This window comes from Nocardioides luteus (assembly GCF_014648595.1).
Lineage (GTDB): Bacteria > Actinomycetota > Actinomycetes > Propionibacteriales > Nocardioidaceae > Nocardioides > Nocardioides luteus.
The window spans coordinates 153162-171803 of record NZ_BMRK01000004.1; the positions used below are offsets into that span (position 1 = coordinate 153162).

Annotated in this window: 23 protein-coding genes and 1 tRNA gene; 7 read left to right on the forward strand and 17 right to left on the reverse strand. The window is 67.0% G+C overall.

The genetic code is table 11. The features are described from left to right. The first annotated feature begins 27 nt into the window (after positions 1 to 27). From IEY81_RS07135 to IEY81_RS07150, 4 genes are all read left to right on the forward strand, one after another. On the forward strand, positions 28 to 474 hold the full coding sequence (locus tag IEY81_RS07135; RefSeq protein WP_189117768.1) for a MarR family winged helix-turn-helix transcriptional regulator: 447 nt from the start codon (positions 28 to 30) through the stop codon (positions 472 to 474). Positions 475 to 493: 19 nt separating this feature from the next. Then, on the forward strand, positions 494 to 919 hold the full coding sequence (locus IEY81_RS07140; RefSeq protein WP_189117769.1) for a winged helix DNA-binding protein: 426 nt from the start codon (positions 494 to 496) through the stop codon (positions 917 to 919). Between the two features lie 9 nt (positions 920 to 928). Then, positions 929 to 2506, forward strand: a complete 1578-nt coding sequence (locus IEY81_RS07145; RefSeq protein WP_189117770.1) for a phytoene desaturase family protein — start codon at positions 929 to 931, stop codon at positions 2504 to 2506. 82 nt (positions 2507 to 2588) lie between these two features. Beyond that, positions 2589 to 2661: transfer RNA gene (locus IEY81_RS07150), tRNA-Lys, on the forward strand. A gap of 98 nt (positions 2662 to 2759) precedes the next feature. On the opposite strand, the gene IEY81_RS07155 is transcribed toward IEY81_RS07150, so the two are convergent. The 12 genes from IEY81_RS07155 to IEY81_RS07210 all read right to left on the reverse strand — a co-directional run bounded on the left by IEY81_RS07155 (position 2760) and on the right by IEY81_RS07210 (position 11740). Then, complete coding sequence (locus IEY81_RS07155) at positions 2760 to 3965, reverse strand: tyrosine-type recombinase/integrase (protein WP_229787482.1); 1206 nt, start codon at positions 3963 to 3965, stop codon at positions 2760 to 2762. After that, positions 3962 to 4210 carry a helix-turn-helix transcriptional regulator gene (locus IEY81_RS07160; RefSeq protein WP_229787484.1) on the reverse strand — a complete coding sequence of 83 codons (249 nt, stop codon included), beginning with the start codon at positions 4208 to 4210 and terminating at the stop codon, positions 3962 to 3964. The genes IEY81_RS07155 and IEY81_RS07160 overlap by 4 nt, the downstream gene beginning before the upstream one ends. Further along, positions 4207 to 5649: a DUF3631 domain-containing protein gene (locus IEY81_RS07165; RefSeq protein ID WP_189117771.1), complete on the reverse strand. Its 1443-nt coding sequence runs from the start codon at positions 5647 to 5649 to the stop codon at positions 4207 to 4209. Before IEY81_RS07165 ends, IEY81_RS07160 begins: the two co-directional genes overlap by 4 nt. A 47-nt stretch (positions 5650 to 5696) precedes the next feature. Then, positions 5697 to 6713 carry a bifunctional DNA primase/polymerase gene (locus tag IEY81_RS07170; protein ID WP_189117772.1) on the reverse strand — a complete coding sequence of 339 codons (1017 nt, stop codon included), beginning with the start codon at positions 6711 to 6713 and terminating at the stop codon, positions 5697 to 5699. Continuing rightward, positions 6697 to 6990, reverse strand: coding sequence for a hypothetical protein (locus IEY81_RS07175; RefSeq protein WP_189117773.1), 294 nt, complete (start codon positions 6988 to 6990; stop codon positions 6697 to 6699). The genes IEY81_RS07170 and IEY81_RS07175 overlap by 17 nt, the downstream gene beginning before the upstream one ends. Next, positions 6990 to 8009, reverse strand: coding sequence for a helix-turn-helix domain-containing protein (locus IEY81_RS07180; RefSeq protein WP_189117774.1), 1020 nt, complete (start codon positions 8007 to 8009; stop codon positions 6990 to 6992). The genes IEY81_RS07175 and IEY81_RS07180 overlap by 1 nt, the downstream gene beginning before the upstream one ends. An 88-nt stretch (positions 8010 to 8097) precedes the next feature. Next, a complete protein-coding gene (locus tag IEY81_RS07185) occupies positions 8098 to 8409 on the reverse strand; it encodes a hypothetical protein (protein ID WP_189117775.1) in 312 nt (103 codons plus the stop codon). 148 nt (positions 8410 to 8557) lie between these two features. Next, positions 8558 to 10750, reverse strand: coding sequence for a cell division protein FtsK (locus IEY81_RS07190; RefSeq protein ID WP_189117776.1), 2193 nt, complete (start codon positions 10748 to 10750; stop codon positions 8558 to 8560). Then, complete coding sequence (locus IEY81_RS07195; RefSeq protein WP_189117777.1) at positions 10750 to 10965, reverse strand: hypothetical protein; 216 nt, start codon at positions 10963 to 10965, stop codon at positions 10750 to 10752. Before IEY81_RS07195 ends, IEY81_RS07190 begins: the two co-directional genes overlap by 1 nt. Before the next feature lie 27 nt (positions 10966 to 10992). Then, positions 10993 to 11235 carry a hypothetical protein gene (locus IEY81_RS07200; protein ID WP_189117778.1) on the reverse strand — a complete coding sequence of 81 codons (243 nt, stop codon included), beginning with the start codon at positions 11233 to 11235 and terminating at the stop codon, positions 10993 to 10995. Next, entirely contained in the window at positions 11235 to 11447 is a 213-nt protein-coding gene (locus IEY81_RS07205; protein WP_189117779.1) for a hypothetical protein, read from the reverse strand. Before IEY81_RS07205 ends, IEY81_RS07200 begins: the two co-directional genes overlap by 1 nt. Before the next feature lie 20 nt (positions 11448 to 11467). Then, positions 11468 to 11740 (reverse strand): DUF6284 family protein, encoded by a 273-nt coding sequence (locus IEY81_RS07210; RefSeq protein ID WP_189117913.1) that lies wholly within the window; start codon positions 11738 to 11740, stop codon positions 11468 to 11470. 123 nt (positions 11741 to 11863) lie between these two features. Here IEY81_RS07210 and IEY81_RS07215 point away from each other — a divergent pair, with 123 nt between their 5' ends. Further along, a complete protein-coding gene (locus IEY81_RS07215; RefSeq protein ID WP_189117780.1) occupies positions 11864 to 12670 on the forward strand; it encodes a GntR family transcriptional regulator in 807 nt (268 codons plus the stop codon). After that, a complete protein-coding gene (locus IEY81_RS07220) occupies positions 12667 to 13587 on the forward strand; it encodes an asparagine synthase C-terminal domain-containing protein (RefSeq protein WP_229787486.1) in 921 nt (306 codons plus the stop codon). Before IEY81_RS07215 ends, IEY81_RS07220 begins: the two co-directional genes overlap by 4 nt. A 32-nt stretch (positions 13588 to 13619) precedes the next feature. Here IEY81_RS07220 and IEY81_RS07225 read toward each other — a convergent pair whose 3' ends face one another. Then, complete coding sequence (locus IEY81_RS07225) at positions 13620 to 14744, reverse strand: hypothetical protein (protein WP_189117782.1); 1125 nt, start codon at positions 14742 to 14744, stop codon at positions 13620 to 13622. Between the two features lie 422 nt (positions 14745 to 15166). Here IEY81_RS07225 and IEY81_RS07230 point away from each other — a divergent pair, with 422 nt between their 5' ends. Continuing rightward, entirely contained in the window at positions 15167 to 15367 is a 201-nt protein-coding gene (locus tag IEY81_RS07230) for a hypothetical protein (protein WP_189117783.1), read from the forward strand. Between the two features lie 146 nt (positions 15368 to 15513). Here IEY81_RS07230 and IEY81_RS07235 read toward each other — a convergent pair whose 3' ends face one another. The 4 genes from IEY81_RS07235 to IEY81_RS07250 form a co-directional block, all read right to left on the reverse strand. Next, positions 15514 to 15993, reverse strand: a complete 480-nt coding sequence (locus tag IEY81_RS07235; protein ID WP_189117784.1) for a hypothetical protein — start codon at positions 15991 to 15993, stop codon at positions 15514 to 15516. Further along, positions 15990 to 16439 (reverse strand): helix-turn-helix domain-containing protein, encoded by a 450-nt coding sequence (locus IEY81_RS07240; RefSeq protein ID WP_189117785.1) that lies wholly within the window; start codon positions 16437 to 16439, stop codon positions 15990 to 15992. Before IEY81_RS07240 ends, IEY81_RS07235 begins: the two co-directional genes overlap by 4 nt. Before the next feature lie 51 nt (positions 16440 to 16490). Continuing rightward, positions 16491 to 16856, reverse strand: coding sequence for a hypothetical protein (locus tag IEY81_RS07245; RefSeq protein WP_189117786.1), 366 nt, complete (start codon positions 16854 to 16856; stop codon positions 16491 to 16493). Between the two features lie 446 nt (positions 16857 to 17302). Beyond that, positions 17303 to 17992, reverse strand: a complete 690-nt coding sequence (locus IEY81_RS07250; RefSeq protein WP_189117787.1) for a hypothetical protein — start codon at positions 17990 to 17992, stop codon at positions 17303 to 17305. Positions 17993 to 18642: the final 650 nt, after the last annotated feature.

Consider the following 18642-nt stretch of genomic DNA (forward strand, 5'->3'; position numbering starts at 1 on the left):
TTATGATCAACATGTAGCGTTTCCGTCATGAACGAGCCGACGATCGGATACGTCGTGTGGCGTCTGGCCATGCGTCTGCGGGTGTCGATGGACCGAGCCCTTGCGCCCCTGGGGCTCACCCATGCGCAGTACTCGCTGATCGCCTCCCTCTACGGCCTCCGCACCTCGCAGGCCCCCACCCAGAAGCAGCTGGCGGACCTCACCGGCCTGGAGCCGATGTACGTCTCCAAGCTCGCCCGGCAGCTCGAGACCAAGGGCTGGGTCGAGCGTCTGCGCGACAGCCACGACACCCGGGCCGTACGCCTCGCCATCACGTCCGAGGGCACCGCGGTGACCCGCGAGGCGATCGCGGTGACCGGCCGGCTGCTCGACCAGGTCACCGCGCCGCTCGGCGGCCGCGGCAGCCGTCGAGCCGCGGAGGCGCAGGCCGCTCTCGAGGCGATGCTGGCCGCTCCCATCGACACCGACCACTGACACACACAGGAGCACGACCATGACCACCACCCCGACTCCCCCGCTGACCGGCGCCACTCTGGGCGTCGCCTACTTCGCCGTCCGCAAGAATCTCCTCGACATCCTCGACGACTACGACCTGACCTTCGAGCAGTCGCTCCTCCTCAACTACCTGAGCAGGGGCGACGCACCCCGAGCCGACCTCGTCGCCTCGACCGCCTTCAACCTCAAGGTCCCCGAGGCCGAGGTCGTGCAGCACCTCGACACCGCGATCGCCCGCGGCCTGGTCGCCGACGGCCTCACCCTGACCGAGGAGGGCGTCCGTGTGCAGGCGCAGATCACCGAGCGCACCCAGCCGCTGACCAGGAGAGTCTTCGCCGACATCCCGGCCGAGGACCTCGCCACGACCGCACGGGTCCTGACCACTCTCACCGACCGGGCCAACGCCGTGAGGGCCGCCTCCTAAGATCGGGGCATGTCACAGGAGCAGTACGACGTAGTGGTGGCCGGCGGCGGTCACAACGGCCTCACCGCCGCGGCCTATCTGAGCAGGGCCGGCCTCAGCGTCCTGGTGCTGGAGCGCCTCGACCACGTGGGCGGCGCGGCCATCTCGGCGCAGGCCTTCGACGGCTTCCCGACCCGCCTCTCGCGCTACTCCTACCTGGTCTCGCTGCTCCCCGAGCAGATCCGCTCGGACCTCGGGCTCGACATCGAGCTCGCGACCCGGCAGACCGCCTCGTACTCGCCCTTCCAGGACGGTTCCCGAGCCACCGGCCTGCTCGTGGAGACGCCCGAGGGCGAGGCCACCGCGGCCAGCTTCCGTGCGGTGACGGGTTCGGACGAGGAGTACGCCGCGTGGCAGTCCTTCTACGACGAGGTCGGCGAGCTCGCCCGCGTCGTCGCACCGACCCTGACCTCCCCGCTCCCGACCACCGGCGCGCTCCGGTCGCAGGTGGCCGAGCCGATCTGGCGCGACATCGTCGAGCGGCCGCTGGGCGAGGCGATCGAGCGCCGCTTCGGCAACGATCTCGTCCGTGGCGTCGTGGCCACCGACGCCCTGATCGGCACCTTCGCCAGCCTCGGCGAGGAGAGCCTGATCCAGAACCGCTGCTTCCTCTACCACCTGATCGGCAACGGCACCGGCGAGTGGCGGGTCCCGGTCGGCGGCATGGGGGCGGTCACCGGTGCGATCGCGAAGGCGGCCGAGGCCGGCGGCGCACAGGTACGCCCCAGCGCGACCGTCACCTCGATCCGCGGCGGCGACGTCGGCGAGGGCGCCGAGGTCACCTGGACCGACGGCGACGGCAGCCACACCGTGGCGGCCGACTTCGTGCTCTCCGGCCTGGCGCCGTACGTCCTCGACGGGCTCCTCGGCCGCACACCGGCGGCCGCGGTGAAGCCGGTCGGTGCGCAGCTCAAGATCAACATGCTCCTGCAGCGACTCCCCCGGCTGCGCGCCGGCGAGGACCCGGAGGTCGCCTTCGCCGGCACCCTCCACCTCGGCGAGTCCTACTCCGAGATCGAGAAGGCGTACGCCGAGGCCGCCGCCGGCTCGGTGCCGACCGAGATGCCCGGCGAGGTCTACTGCCACTCGCTCACTGACCCCTCGATCCTCGGTGACGTCCCGCCCGGCACCCAGACGCTGACCTACTTCGGTCTGCACGCCCCGGCCACCCTCTTCGACGACCCGGCCACGCGCGAGGAACGGAAGGCGCAGGCCGTCGAGCGCGCCATCGCCTCGCTCGACCGCCACCTGCTCGACCCGATCTCCTCCGTCGTCGCGCGGACCCCGGACGGCCAGCCCTGCATCGAGGCCAAGATCCCGCAGGAGATCGAGGCCGACCTGGCCATGCCCGGTGGCCACATCTTCCACGGCGACCTGGCCTGGCCCTGGGCCCCCGACGACGCCGACCTGTCCACCCCCGCCGCCCGTTGGGGCGTCGCCACCGACACCGGCACCGTCCTCCTGTGCGGCTCCGGGGCCCGCCGCGGCGGCGCCGTCTCCGGCCTCGGCGGCCACAACGCCGCCCAGGCGATCCTGGAGCTGCGCTGACCACCACCTCGATTTGGGGCGCATCCGAGCCCGCTGCTAATGTTCTTCTCGTCGCAGAGCGCGTCTGACGCGCGAAGGACATGCGCCATTAGCTCAATTGGCAGAGCAGCTGACTCTTAATCAGCGGGTTGTAGGTTCAAGTCCTACATGGCGTACATCGGATTCGGGCCCTGACCTGGGGAAACAGGTCAGGGCCCGAAGGTCGTTTTACCCGTCGAAAATAGCCGCTTAGGAGGAATTCGAGGATGAATGGCTACGCAGCGCCATCCCTTTCGCCTTCGTTAGCGGTGTCCTGCCGCTCCTCGTTCGCGTCCCTCGGGCCGTCCGGGTTGAGCGCTTCGAGCGCGTCGAGGTTCCCTGCGTTCTTGGCCTTGCGACCTAGGTAAACGTCCTGCGTCATCGACACCCGCGAGTGCCCCAACTGGTCAGCGATCGCGCGGGCACTCCGGCCGCCTTCATCCAGCACCGTCGCGACCGTCTTTCGGTAGGTGTGCGTCGTCAGCCACTCGAAGTCGGTGCCCTCCCGCACCTGCCGAATTGAGCGCTGCACGGCGTTGCGGTCGCGCCAGGTGCCCGCGCCACTCGGGAACACTGGACTGTCATCGGCTCGGCGGCGCTCGTGTCGCTCCTTGAGCATCGTTATGCACCACGACGGCAGAAACAGCGGCCGCTCCGATGTCTCCGACTTCACCTTCGTGGCCATCAGCCCTTTCCCCTTGACGCGAATGATCGTCCGCTCGACGCGGACCAAACCCTTGACCAGGTCGACGTCAGCCCAGGTAACCCCGACCGCCTCACCGACCCGCAGACCGGTAGCGAGCATGAAGCGTGCCAACTGCGGAAGGTCCTGGCGGCAGGCGTATTCGCTAGCGTCGAGAGCATCGATCCACTTGCGCAGCTCCTCTACGTCGAGGGCCCGCGCCTTCTTCGTCTTCGCGGTGATTGGCGTCAGCTCGCGCATCGGGTTGTACGTCATGCCTCCCTGCCGAACGGCCCAACCGCAGGTGTTCGACACCACGGTCTTGCAGACTTTCGCGGTGGACGGGCCCTTGTCCTTGAGCACGCCCTGCACGAACCGGTCGAGCAGCGGCGTACGCAGCTCCCCGAGTCGAAGATCTCCGATCGCGGGCAGGACCACACGCTCCGCTTCTCCCGTGTAGAGGTCGAGGGAAGACTGCGACCGCTCCCCCGCCTCGACCTGGTCGGCAAACGTGGCGAGCCAACCCGCGTACGCCTCCCGGAAGCGCGTCGCCTTCGTGATGTCGAGCCCAGCGCCCTCCTCCAGGATTTCGCGCACCGCATCGAGCGCACGGCGTACGGATTCGGCCTTCGTCTTGCCACTTCGCCGCACGCGGTGGGCCTTACCGGACCAGTCCCGATAATTGATGTAGGTCACGTACCGGCGACCTTCGGCAATGGTCGTCGGCTTGCCGTGCTCCCCCAGCCCGAGCGGGTTCACGCGACCACCTCCGTAGGAAGCGCGGCCGCCCACGCCCGGACGTCCTCCGGGCGATACCGAAGTCGCTTGCCGATCCGTCGTCCTGGAGGGCCGGTGCCAGCACCGCGCCATGCGTAGATCGTGTGCACAGGGATGCCTAGGTAGGTGCTCACGTCCTGCACCGACCACAGCGGCTCCACCTCAGCAATCGCGCTCATAATTCCACCTTCCGTCGCAGTCTTGCGGCTGTCGTTGCGCTTCGTCATCGGCTGGTCTCCTCGCAGGTCGGGTGAAGGTGGGTGCCGTCGTCTACGGCCAGAGGCTGACGGCAGGCACGGCAGGTCAGAGGGAGGGGAGCCGTCCCAGCCGTCCCAGCCGTCCCAACGGGGTGTTGTGCCTGGTCAGGCGCGGTTTCTGGGTGGGACGGATGTGGGACGGCTGGGACGGGTTGCGTTTGGGTGGGACGGCTCTGGGACGGCTGGATTTCGCGACCCGTCCCACTCGAAAACAGGTCCTGATCTGCGGATACGTTGGTTTGGGACGGCTGGGACGGCTGGGACGGGTTGGGGTCCTCGGGAGGGCAGTAGCGGGCCCAGGCATCGGCGAAGTCGGCGCGGCGGTAGCCCTTGGCCTGACGGTCCTTGCCGAGGCGGAGGTTCGCGGAGGTGATGTCGAAGTCGCGCAGCAATGCGCCGAGTCGCACCGGGGTCAGGCCGGTGTTGCCGTAGGTGGCCCAGGGGGCTTCGGGGTCTTCCTTGAGGTGGTCGAGCAGGTCGGTGGTGGCCAGCATCTCGGAGGTGCCGAACGCGGTGCGGCAGTCGGTGAGCAGGCGGGCTTGGATGCTGACCTGCACGTTGGCGTCGCGGGTCTCGGTCAGGCTGGTGCAGGCGGCTCGGGCGAGGTCGGGCCAGGCACCTCCGGCGAGGTCCGCAACGGCTAGGAGGGGCTCCCAGGTATCGGCGGCGCGGTCCTCGACCGGCATCTCGGGCATGGCGGAACCGAGGTGGTCCAGGTGGGCCCTGACCCACTGGTTCAGCCGTTGGCGCAGGTTGTCCAGGGCTGGACCATCACGGCGAGTCCGGTACGGCGCAACGGACTCACCAGGGGCGCGGCGACGCATCCGGATCACCACGGCCCGGTCCTCGATGGTGTCCGGCATGGCACCGATACCAGCCAGGGCGGCCATGGCGAACGTCTGGATCTTCTCGACGCTGGAGTTGGCGGCGTTGTAGCGCAGGGCGGGCCGGTTGCGCTGGTGGCCAGCGTTGAGCAGGCCGCGCAGGTCTTCGTTGTCGCCAGCCTTAGGCCCGAAGACGGTGTCGGCCTCATCGAGCAGGATCGTGGGTGGGTTCTTTCGCTTCATCCCGATCGAGCGGTACACCGCGCTCGGGGAGGCGTTGACGGTGAGCAGCGGGTCATGGCACATCGCCTCGACCAGGTCGAGCAGCCGGGACTTGCCGCACCGCTTCTCGGGAGCGCGGATGACGAGGCGGGCGGCGTGGGCCCAGGCGGGTACGGCGTGGGTGGCGGCGATCCAGAGCACGACTCCGGTGGCGGCGTGCTCGTCGGGCAGGATGACGTAGCGGGCGAGGGCTTCGCGGACCTCGTTGAGAAGCAGCTCTCCGGCGTCGGGTGTGAAGTCGGCCGGGGTGCGTGCGGCGCTGCCGTCGTTCTGGTCCTGGTCGGTATGGATCTCGGCGTCCATGCTGGTCTCCTCTGGGTCGGGTGCGGGCTGGTCTGGTTGTCCGGTGCTCATGCGGCGCTCCGGGTGGCGGCGCGGCGGAAGCCGGACAGGATCGTGCTTTCGGCCTCGTAGGGCGTGTAGGCCCTGGCGGCGATGTGGCCAGCGGCGGCGGCCATGAGCCGATCGACGGCGGCGTGCTCGGTGATCAGGCCGCGCGCGACCAACTTGCCGACAGTGGCGGCCGCGACGTAGAGCGCGGCGTTTCGGCCACCCTTGGTCGCGTCCAGAAGGCCCGCGACGCGGCGCTCTCGGTCGCCGTGGATCGCGATGTCGAAGACCCTGTCGACGTACGCGCTTTGGTCCCTGACGGGTTCACCAGAGCCCGCCGTCCGGTTCCGTCGGGCCGGGCGCCCAGAACCGTCCGGAGAGCGGTCCTGAGAGGCACGGGCGGCGGGCTGGTGGTCGCGGGTGAGTAGGTCGAGCAGGAACATCGGCAGCTCGGCCGGCGGACGGTCGTTCACTACGGTGTAGGCGCTCGCGCCGATGGTGGTCGGCGGGGCCGCGACGTAGCCGCCGTGGGCGCGGGTGTCGATCAGCCAGCCGATCTTTCCGGCGGTGTTGCCGAACGCTCGTCCACCGGCCGGGGCGGCGTAGTAGAGGTGGGCGCCACCCGAGGGCGTGCGCACGGTGTAGGTGGGGTTGATGGTGCCGCCGCGGACTCCGGCGAGGTGGTCGAGCACGTCCTCGCCGGTGGTGATCTCGAAGCGGTGCCAGGGCTCGGGGATCTCGGATCCGGGCTTGTGGGTGTCGAGGTCGACCACGACCAGCCGGGAGGGTCCGCAGGCGATCCCGATCCCGGAGGCGGGGTTGCTGGACCAGGCGCGGGTGATCCAGTCCGTCCGGTCGGTGGCGCGTTGCTCCCATCCGGCGTGACCGGTGCGGCACCAGGGGTCTGTCTGGTCGCAGTCGGCGGCGCGGTGGTTGGGGGTGGCGGGCCGCTTGGAGCCGGGCAGGAGGGGGAAGACTCGCCAGCCACGGGCGGCGTAGTCCAGAGCGGTTGTCAGGGTGTCAGGCTGCTGCGTCATCGGCCTGTCCTTCCTCGGTGTCGTGCTCGGCGGTCTCGTCTCCGGGATCGACGTGGCGGTCGGGTCTGGCGAGGGCGACCATGAAGCCCTTCAATGTCGGGCGCGGGTGGGTGGCGGCGTACTCCTCGAGTTCGGTCTCGTAGCCCAGGGATTCGGCCTCCGCGTCAAGCTCCCAGGCATGGGTGGCGTTGTAGAACTCGCTGGTGATCAGGTCGCGCCACCAATGGCGGCGACGCTGCACGTAGCGGCGACGGGTACGGCGGGTACGGCGACTCATCAGGCACCAGCGGCCTTGCTATTGGTCCAGCGCTGGACTGTTCGCTCGGAGACCTTCAGGAGGCCAGCGACCTCGGGCACGGGCAGCCCGGCAGAGCGCATTTCGACGGCGGCGCACGCGGAGTGCACCTGGTCGTCGTCATCGCTCAGTGCCTCATCGCAGATGACGCACAGGCCGGTGCGGTCCTGATCGTTGTCGTCCTCGTCGTCCGTCGTGTCGGGGATGACAGTCAGGGCGGGCATGGGGGTGACAGAGGCGGTGTGAGCGGCGATCTCGTGGGGCTGGTCGGTGGGGTCGGTGTCACCCTCGATGTCAGGGGCTGTGTCAGGGCCGTTGACGGGGTCGGTAACGGGCTGACGACCGACCAGCTCGCGGTAGGCGACGGCTCCGGCGGCGTGCCTCTCAGCCGAGGCGGTGAGGCGCTTGGCGGCCTTATTCTCGGCACGCTCAACGGTCACCTTGATCTCGGCCAGGGCGTGAGTGCGGGCGGCGAGCCGGGCCGACTCGCCGTAGCCAGTGATGGTCTCCATGTGGGCGGCGTGACGGGCCTCGATCACGGCCAGGGCGCGCTGGTCGCGGATCTCGGCGCTACGGGCCCGGATGATGGAGGCCGTCTCCGGGGAGACGGTCACCTGGTCGCGGATGCCGTCAGCGATCAGCAGCAGCGCGGCAAGGGCCGGGATCGCGGACCAGGGGCCCATGTGCCCAACGGCGGCCAGCAGGACCGTGGAGACGGCCACAGCGAGCGCCGTGGCGGCTCCGAAGCCGTAGGCGGCGGCGCGCTGGCCGGACTTGTAGGCGTGGATGGTGGTGTGGCCCAGGGCAGCCCATACGACGTCGGCGGCCAGGGCGACGGCCACGCCCACAGCGGGAGCGGCGGAACCAGCAGCGGGGATCATCGCGGCGACCTGCGGGGCAATGGTCACGGCGACCTGGATGAGCCCGACGCCGGTCAGGCCGTAGCCGACAGCAGCGAGGCCAGAGAGGCGGGCGGAGCGGGGAGCGGAAGCGGTGTTCATGACTTAATTCCTGTTCTGATCAGGTGTTTTAGGCATGGGCTGGGTAGGGACCTGAGCCGTTGGGGCTCGTGCGAGGGGTGGGAGGCGGTTACCAGCCGGGGCGCTGGGGTGGCTGCTTCGGGTCGCGCTGGGGCGGCAGGGTTGTGGTGGTGGCCTCGGTGTGGATGCGGCGGGCGTGGTTGTAGAGCGCACGCCCGGTCCGCAGTCGGGTGCCGGTTCCTCGGCAGGTGTGGCAAGCCCGCAGCTTGTGGCCGAACAGGCCGGGGATGGTGCGGGTGCCGGTGCCGTGGCAGCGGCGGCAGGGCTTGAACGGCAGTTCGCGGCACAGGGTGGTGTAGATCCCAGCAGCGAGCGTGATGAGCACGGCGGCCGCGAGGGTAGCGACGGTGAGCGGTGTCATGGAATCTGTCTCCTGGGCTTGTTTGGGGTGGTCTCGGGGAGGGTCGCTACCCGCTACCTTCGAACGTCTGTGCTGGTCAGGGCTAGGTTTGGGGGTAGCGGGGTGGGTAGCGAGGTCGCTACCGGGTGGTGGTCCGCTACCTCGGCCGCTACCCCTCCTTCGGGGTCTCGGTCTGGGCCTCTGCGTCGCGGTCGGCGCGGAGCTTGTTGAGGTCGGCGCGGCGGTAGCCCTTGCGGACGGCTCCGGCGACCTTGACGTTGACCGAGACGAGCCCGGCGGTGCGGGCCATGTCCGACAGCGCGGCGGCCGTGAGGTGGGTGTAGGCGTCGGGCCAGTTCTCCGTAAGCGCCTCGGCGGCGGTGTCCCAGTGCTGGCCGTTGGGGGCGGCGACCTCGGTCAGGTCGGCCAGCAGATCGCGAGCCGGGGCGGTCTCGATCGGCGCACCCACCGCGACCCCGCCACGCAGGGAGGTGGCCCGGGCAACCATCGAGTCCCAGACGTCGTCGGCGGGGAACTGGGAGCGGGCAGCGACCGGGGAGGCTCCACCGGTCATGCAGCCCCATCCGGCGTCGTACACGGGCCGGTAGACGGTGCCGGTCAGGCCCCGCTTGTATGCGCCGGTGCCGAGGATCATGTCGTTCTCGACCTGCCCGGCCACCGAGAGGCACCAGCGGTTGGTGACACAGCGGGTGATGCCCGGGGGCAGGGAGGCCTTGTCGGGGATCTGGGTCGCCAGGATCACGCAGATACCGAGAGCACGCAGGCGCTTGATCGCGCGCTCGAAGTCGGAGGCGGCGTCCGGGGAGTACAGGAACAGCTCGTGGGCCTCATCGATGACCACACACACCGGGTGCAGCCCAGAACCGGGCTTGGCAGCCAGCTCGGGGGTGACCTTGCCCTGAGGGGCCTCACCGCGCTTGCGGGCGGCCAGGATTCGCTTGCCGCGCTTCTCGGCCTCGCTGACCAGCCACCGGCCGATCGCCACGCCCTGGTCCAGCGCTTCATCATCGACACCGACGACGTAGGTCGAGCACAGCGGCTCCAAGTCGAGGAAGTCACCGGTGCCCTTGAACTCGGCGATCTTGAGCTCACAGGTCGGGTCGAGCATCGCGATCGCGATCAGCGCCCGGCCAGCGTAGGACTTACCCGAACCGGGCTGGCCACCGATGAGGAAAGAGCGCTGGAACAGGGTTGTCTCGATCGGGCGGCCGCGCTCATCGCTGCTGAACTCGGCAGGCTCGAAGAACGACGTATGGGCGTTCTCAGCAGCCAGCGACCACGTCGGCTGGCCCATCTCGGAGGCGGGCTGATAACCCACCCACAGGTCGAGCTGTCCGGGGTGGTCCGGTCCGGCCGAGGGCCAGACCTGGTCGACCGGGATCCGCAGCGCCGAAGCCAGCCCGTCACGGCGCTCCAGCACCTTCACCGAGGTGACACCCTCGGGCAGGTTGACCCGGGCCAGCCAGCCGGGCCCGTCGCGGTGGATGCCGGGGTGGCAGAACTCGATCTGCTCCGGCGCGGTGATGCCGCGTACAGCTAGCGAGACCAGGGAGTTGCGGACCAAGTCACCGGTCAGCTTGGTGAACCGACGACCCGTCGCGACACGGCCCAGGATCGGCTTGTCAGCCGGTCGGCCGGCACGGGCCGTGACCACGACCAGCGCAGCCAGGCCAGCCCACAGAACCGGCGCCAGGATGCCAGTCACGGCCAGGATCGCGACCACGATCAGGGTGGCAGCGGTGGCCAGAGCCAGACCCCACATGCGACCCCGCGACTCACGCTCGCGGATCTTGTTGAGCGCCTGCCAGGTGTAGGCGTCGTTGGTCTCGGCGGCCTTCTGACGCAGCTCGTAGTTGCCCTCCTCGGCCCGCACCCAGCGAGTGACGCGGCCGGTCATCCGGCCACAACCCACTACCGAATAGCCCAGGGTCTTCACGGTGTAGACCGGGGTCCGGACCGCGTGGAATGCGGTGTGGTAACCCACAGCCGACAGGGCCTGCCGCGCGGCGGCTTTGCGAGCCTCTGCAGAGCGCAGCCACGGCGGAATGATCGGAGCACGCTGACCGCTCACCCGGTCAGGAGCCGCCCACGAGAGCGTCGAGGGCAGATCGTCCGACTCCCCTGACTCGGCGGAGTCGGCGGAGTTGTACTGGTCGCTCACAGAGAACGGCGTGGCGGTGTCGATGTCGTCGACCACGGCCAAGACAGTGCCCTCGAACACATCGACCCGCTCAGCGTCGTGGGCCTCGTCCTGGTCGGCCTCGGCGAGACCGATCCGGTTCTCGAACAGGGAGGCCGGGCTGTCCGGCGCGGTCCCGTTCATGGGGTAGTAGTCAGTCATCATCGGGTCCTTCCGTTGGTCTGGGACATCAGGTGGGTCAGGCGGTGATGCACGATCGCGAGCACACGGTGCTTAGCCATGGACGGTTCGATCTGTTCGGCATCGAGCAAAGCCAGGACGGCGGCCAGACCCCGGACCAGCAGCCCGGTGCGTTCCTGCTGTGCGTGCAGCTCGCGGCGTAGCTGCTGGCAGGTCTGACACGGCCCGTCGGTCATCGCGCTTCATGTCTCCTCAGGTCTCGATCAGTTCTGGTTCGGTTTGGTGTTGCGGACGTGATCAAGCGCGGTCACGCAGGCCGCACACATCGGAGCGTGCGGACTCCGGACGCGGTCGGCAGGCTGACGGCTGGACATAGCGTTGGCAGTGGCCGGGATCTCGAAGCCGCACAGCGTGATCACCCCGGCGGAGGTGGCCGTGTCCTCGATGTGGATCAGGCCGGACTGGGTCGTCCGGAGCCGCCACAGCGTCAGCGCGGAGGCGGCCATCAGCGACCGGCTCCGATCGAGTCGGACACACCCTGGATGACAGCGTTGGAGCCAGACTCCAGACCGCTGATCATCGGCGGGCCGAGGATCGTGGAAGCCAGCGCGATCCCGAACAGAACGTTCACGATCGTGCCCGCAATGGTCGAGGCAGAGCCCCGGGTCATGAAGAACGAGATGATGCCCAGGACGAGGGCGAGAGGCGCAGTAACCATGTCGAGATTCCTTCCGAGAATCACGCGGCCTCGGCCGCGTCGGCCGGGCCAAAGTTGGTGAGCATGTAGACAGGCGCGGCATTGCCCGCGTCGTGGTTGAGCCGCTGGACCATGAGGTGCAGGAGCGCGCTCACCGCCCGGCGGTGGGACCGCTTGGCGAGAGCGTCGGCCGGGTCAGCGAGCAGGCGGCACTCGGCGTCGACCAGGTCGCGCTCAGCGGCGATCTGCGGCCACTCGGCCTCGATCGCCGCCAGGTCATCCCCGGTCGGCTCGTCTGCGGTGGTGAATCGCATGTGTCGTACTCCTTCTTAGTCCTGTAGTCCTCTGTAGGACTATAGGTAAGCACGAACGCGCCGACTGTGTCAATCAGTCCTTTGAAGGACTACCATCGAAGCGACCAACGAGAGGATCACCCAGTGGCCGCCAAGTTCGACCGAGTCGCTGCCGACATCAGGCAGCGCATCACTAGCAACGACCTGAAGCCCGGCGACCGACTTCCGCCGGAGACGACCCTCATGGAGGAGTACGGCGTCGCCCTCGGAACGATCCGCCGCGCAATGGCGCTGCTGGAGGCCGAGCAGCACATCGTGCGCGTTCACGGGCGAGGCACCTTCGTCCAGCAGCGCCGCACGCGCGTAGAGCGCAGCAACGACCGCTATCAGTGGGAAAAGGACCGCGTCGCACTCCCCGACGAGGAGCGCGCGGCCGAGGGTGCATCGGAGAGAGACACCGGCCTGCCCGCCGACAGCTTCGACTTCAAGCCCCGTTACGAGCGCACGGAGGCCGATGCCGACCTCGCGACGGCGTTCGGAGTTGCCGAAGGCACTCCTCTCCTGCGCCGCACCTTTCGGACCCGCGTGAAGGAGGAGACCGCGCCCTTCCAGGTCACGATTTCACACCTCCGGGCTGACCACATCGAGAAGAACCCAGACCTCTTCGACGAGGCCAAAGGATGGTGGGCAGGCGGGACGCAGCACCAACTGTCAACGGTAGGGATCGAGGTCGCTCGGATTGAGGACCGAGTGCTCGCCAGGCCCGCGACAAGCGACGAGGCAGCAGAGTTCGACATCACGCCTGGCTCGCCCGTGGTCGCCGACCGAAAAACCTCGATCAGTAACGATGGGGAGGTCGTTGAAGTCGCCGACAACGTTTGGCCGGCCGACCGCATCGCCCTCACCTTCACCACGAATCTGGAAGCCAACAGGACCGGAGATGACGGATGAACTTGGTGGAACCCACTACCCAGACGCTCAGGGTTTTCGATGGCCCACGCGACATCGAAACCACCACTGACGCGGCGACCGCTGTCCTCGACACGCTGAGGACATGGGGCGAGACGAAGATTCACGATGCTGGGCGGCCCGCGCTGATGTTGTCCGGAGGCGTGGACTCGCTGCTGTTGGCAGCCGCCTACAAGGACCTCAACCCGCTGTGCTTGACGGTCGCAATACCTGGTTCACGAGACGCCACAGGCGCGGCCTCGGCGGCGGCTCATCTCGGCCTGGACCATGAGTTGATCGACACTCGCGAAGTCCTCGGCCTCCGCCGCTGGGTGTCTGCAGCGCTCGGAACTGACGAGCTTTGGGAGGTCACCGCGGGCATCCCCTTGGTCGCGATCGCCACCCGCCTAAACGACCTCGGCCTTGATGGTCCGATCCTCTCGGGCAACGGAGCAGACGCGGTTTTCCTCGGGGGGTGGTCCCCGAACGGGTCAGTCCGCGACGAGCAGATCCGCCGCGCGACGGCGGCGCTCACTTTCCCGATTCCCGACTTCTACACGCGCCTTCTCGGCGACGGCGACTGGCGGTACATGCAGCCGTACGCCACCGAATCCATGTGGGCCGTCGCAGGTCGCCTCTCCGAGCAAGCGCTCTACGTCGAGCGTGACGGCGTCACGTTCGACAAGGCGTGCCTGCGCGAGGCGGCGGTTCGGATGGACGTCCCGGAGGAACTTGCTTGGACGATCAAGGACCCGTTGCAGCGGTCAAGCGGATTGATGGCGTTGCTCGCCGACGAGGCGCGGGAGTGGATGGCAACCCGTCCGTTGGCTGCTCACTACAGCGACCCCCGGACCGAACCAGCGGAACAAGCAATGGCTCGCCTCTGGCTGGCGGTCGACGGCGGAACACGGACCAACTAGGCGGCGATGACCGGGGACCACACGAGTTCGCCTCAGCCCCGTTCATCGGCTTCAGAAGCATTTCGAATCATCTCCCGGGCCGCCTGCGTGTGGCCGAGCGGAAGGTCCTGGGCAATCGCGCTCATCTGGGCAAGCACTTGATCGTCCGTCAGTCCGTCCACCCACCGCTCAAGAACAGCGAGGTCCGGTGACTCGGCCAACGACGACAGTATCTCCGGAAGGCTGGTTCGCGCTGTTTTCGCTTGCAGACGAAACCCCAGACGCGTAGCCGCCGTGTGAGGCCCTCCCGCGCTCAATGCATCTCGGCTGTCCTCCCAGCCTTTAGTGGTATCGATCTGCGGGGGTAGCGGCGGCACCGGGTTCACCTCTCCGGTAGCGATCGACGGCAAGGCAACCGTTCGAGCCCAGTTAGAGATCACGTCAATCTCTTGAACGAGCATCCCCCACTCTCCGGTATGAGGACGCTGAACGGCGACTACGGGCCAGAAGCTGAGTTCAACCTGACCGTACTTCGGCGAGGTGGCCAAGATTGCCCCCGGCTCCAAGGGGGTGCCGCTGCTCGCAACCTTCACATTCGGGTTGTTCAGCGGCCAGGTGTTGACCATACCCAGGCGCATCATGGCAACCGCAGGGGACCGATGCTTTGCATGGTTTGTATGTTCCGCGAGTAGGCGAAGCGGATGGTGATCGACGTCTGTTTGCTGATAGGGCTGAAGGGCTCGAATCCGATCGATCAGTACCTCCCCATCTCGTAGCGGCGGAAGGTCTTTGCGCTTCCTGCCCTTCAACCAGGTGGCGAACCCCTCGGGAGAGGTTTGCGCGGGCATCTCGATTCGACCTGCCTCCGCAGCGGTCAGCTCCCGGCCCAACCTCCACTCGACTTCGGCGTAAACGGCGTGTTCGATCGCAGCACGCAACTGTGTGAGCACGTCGGCAGCCAGGCGTGCTATAGCAGGAGGGAGCGGCGCAATCTTCTCCACGGTCACGTGGCAGTGGCGCTCGTCATAAACGCTTTTCAACTCCAGTGGATCAGCAACTTCGTATTCAAATACGAGGTCGCATAGTTGCCCAGCCACGCTGTCGGCATGTCCAAGCGTCAGCGCGGCGGCGAGATGGCGGTCCGGCAACCAATCAAGGTCTTCATCACGAGAGGGCACGACCGAAGGTTACGTTGAGCTTCTTCTGCCGACATGCAGAATCGACCCAAGCCCGCCTCCTGCATCCGCCCTCGAGCAAGGGCCTCGGGTCCTGATCGGGCACGTTCGTTCGGCCGACGAAGTGAGTACCGGGAAGTTCCGCGGAAAGCGCCACGACGACGCGACAGCCGTTCTCTGTGCATTCCCGACCAGCGCTAACCGCGCCATCGAGGCCAGCTAGACACCTAGCGACCGCGGATCGCGGGTCATACACTGGAGCACCTAAGGGGTTGACCACCAGTCTGGAGGCGACCCCTTTGCCATACCCGCAACAGCCACCGCGCCGAGAGCGCGAGTACCCGCCGACGCCGCACGCGCCGCACTCGGAAGCGACTCGGGCTTACCGCAGTTCCTACGATCTCGGCGTACGCCACTTCGGCACGATGAGCTGGGACATCGTCTCCCACTACGCGGCTGGCCTGAAGCCTGGTTCACCAGACCAGCGCGGCTACCGCGACGGGGTCACCGCTGCCTGGCGTCGCGCACAGAAGGCGAAGGCGGTCGACCCCGAAATCATCCGTTGCGAACGCACAGAGAGCGCCGAGCAGCGCCGCAGAGTGGCCGAGAACGACCGCCCATATTGACCCAAGCTGCCCCATTGGCCCACCTGGTTGCCCTGGAGCCGGTACTTCCTAGTCCCTCCGTTTTCTGGTCCAACGCACCAGGTACTTGCTCGGTCCCGGAATCGGCAGACTATGACTCGCCATCGAGGTCTTCCGAAGGCTTGCCTTCAGGCGCCCCGTTCCACGACACCGAAGTGCGGTATTGGAGTCTGGATGGCTATATCCAAGTGACAGCCGACGGTACTTGCGACCAAACGCCGTGCGGCCGCTGCGGCGGTGTCGTACAAGATGTTCGAGGCCCATGCGCCGAGAACTTTGGTTGCCTCGTCTAGTTCGTCGTCCGACTCTGGGGCGTCCTCAGGATCTCGAAACGTCAGATAGCACACCGCAGTTGCACCCACGAACCACCCATCAGCGTGGTGGATGAGGTCACCCATCATGCAGAGCCGCGGAGGAACAGCGCCAGGAACTGGCAGCGATGCAATGTGCCAATGGACGCGCTCCTCGTCGCCAGAGCGCGAGACAATGGTGGCGCGAGACAGATCGATCCCGGTGACGGCGATCGCAGGAGCACCCTCCGGCATCAGATCCTTCTCGGTCCACGTCGCCGATGGGCGATCCGTCTGCGGGGTGGCTTGTTCGCTCATGCGTGCACGGCTGCCGAGTCGGCAACTGACTCGATCGCGAAACCGGCCTCCGGCCATGCCCAGTCGGCATACAGCGAGACCTTCCGCGCCGTCGCGGCCGCCGTTTCGTGGATCTCGATCTCGCGGTCGCTCACGTGGCTCAGGAAATGGGACTCGCCGTTGCCTACTGCATGTTCGCCAACGTGATGGCGGATCATGACGCCCACAGCGCGGGCGTAGCGACGCACAGTCGATAGGTGCGGGTCGTTGCCGAGGCGCTCGAACGCGCTAATGGTTGCCTGTGAGAGCCCGAGCCGCTCGGCGACTTGCTCCTGGGACAAGCCTGAGGCTCTTCTAGCTTCGATCAACTTCGCAAGGAGTACCTGATCCTCGCGAGCAAGATCCAGCGCGAGGCGCTCCTCGGGGGAAGCGAACTCTTCTGGCAGGAGTTCGTCAAGGTGTGCCATAGATTTGATTCTATGGACATCGACGTCGATCGCACCAGAGTATGAGGTAAGTCACAGTCCCCAAAATTGGGGTCGACCATCGTCCCAGCGTGTGCTAGCGACGAGGATCTCGTTGTCCTGCGCGGTGCGGATGTCTTCGGGAGACCCGCTGATGACCTTGCGGTGCGCGTGCAGGGCCACGATGTGCGCCGGCAGTTCTGCGATCTCGGTCTCGTAGATCCGGAGGCACAGGCCATGCGTCTGGATGTCCAGCCTCATCTCCCAGATGCAGTGGTGCTGTGCGATGGGTTTCACGTCGTCAGGGTCGACGGCCCGGCACTGCTCGAAGCGCTCAAGGAGCGCTGCGACGTCGGCCTTGGCCTCGGGCTGTGCGGCCAGCGGGACTGTCTCTTTGACGGCCGAGATCAAATCGCGCACCACGGCCTTCGCGTCGCCTCCGACCGGTGCCCAATGGATCGCCTGGGGTGCATTCTGGGGATAAAGGCACCGTGAGTCGCGGGGCCCGTACGTGACTACCACCGTGCGCGAGCTGCTTCCCTCAGATCCACAGGGTGAAGTTACCAGCGGCGGCTGCCAGCGCGGGGGGAAACCATGTACTCCATCTGTAGGCGTTTACGTCCCCGGTGTGTCCTCGGCGATGGCGGACGGCGATGTGCGGGTGAGCAACCCACCGGTGAACAGATGCACCAGAGCCACGGCGATTGAACAACGACAGTCGTTTCGTCGGATGACACCGACACGTCGCCGGGCGCGCGCCTGCAGAAGCTGGAGGCGTTCGGCGGGAGGTGGCCCGCCGCTACTACACCGAGAGCCCGGAGCCGTTCCACAAAGAGGCACAGTCCGACCGACCGTTCTGATGGCTCCTAAGGGCGCTGAACCAGAAGGGTGAGGATTGAGCCGAAGACGGCGCCGAACACTCCGCCGATTAGCGCTATGGCGATGTCGTCACGCTTACGCACAAAGAAACTCGGGCGAGCGGACTTAGGCACAAGATAAACCAGCCCGTTCGCATGCATGCTGGTCCGATACTGATACCGAACGATGAGACACGCGAAGGCGAGCACCGCGATGCACGTCGGTACGAGCCATCCGGGAGGGCCATCGCCCCGGAACATGCCCACGACCGCGCCGAGGCCAGTTGCGCCAGCTACGACGCCTAGCCCAACCAGAACTCCCCACATGGGCGCGCTATGGAACCACCGGACAAGTAACGGTCGCTGTGAGGCGACTAAGATCGAGTTGATCTTCTCGAAGGCGCCGCGCAACTGCAGGTCGTCTGTGTTGCTGACGTAGAGCCTCGTTGAGACGCCGGACGTTTCGAAGGACAGCAACCCCGGGTCGTATCGCTTCATCGTGAACTTGCTGAACGGACCCTCACCCTTCGCGGCGAGTTCGGCGATGGTCTCAGCCTCCCACTCGCCGTTAGAAATCTTGACACTGCCAGCGTCCGGCCCCAGGTCGGCCAGCACACGTTCGATCTCTTCAATCTCGGCGAGGTACAACCTGACCAGATGGTAGGTCCGCGCCTCATTGCGTTCACTTCTGGCAACCACGGGTAGATGTTCCCAGCCGGTACGAGACCAGCGTGGCGGAATCGACCATCCGATCATGCCGCGAGGCTCCAGTCTGTCGCGCAACGGCGCTACGCGAGGGGTACGCCGGGGGCACCAGAACTGACAGACGCCAAGAGTCCCAAGTGAGGACGAATGCGGGGATGAATGCGCCACGACTCCGTACGAACAACCATGAACAACCAGAACCCCAAGGCAGGGCCGTTGAGCGGGCATCCGAAGGACCGCCGTGTAGTCCTGATCTATCAGCGGGTTGTAGGTTCAAGTCCTACATGGCGTACATCGAAACCGGCCCGCACCTGGACTTCCAGGTGCGGGCCGGTTCTTTGTCGTACGCCGCAGGCGCACCATCGGGCGCACAAAGCCCAGAGCGGCTCACCAAAACCAGACCGTGACCCCGGAGATCAGCCGAGGCCACGGCGCCGACGGCATCGATCGCGGTGTCACTCTCCTCGACTCTCTCCGGCCCTCGCGCCAGGGAAAGTCATACACAGTGAGAAGAAGTCACCTCGACTGCCCGATCGGCGCGAACCACGGTAACGGGTCCTGCCCGAAATCACGATCGGATTCGAGCATCCGGCGAGATCCGGCCGATAAGGACCGTTACCGACCGAGCAGCGGGCCAAAAGAAA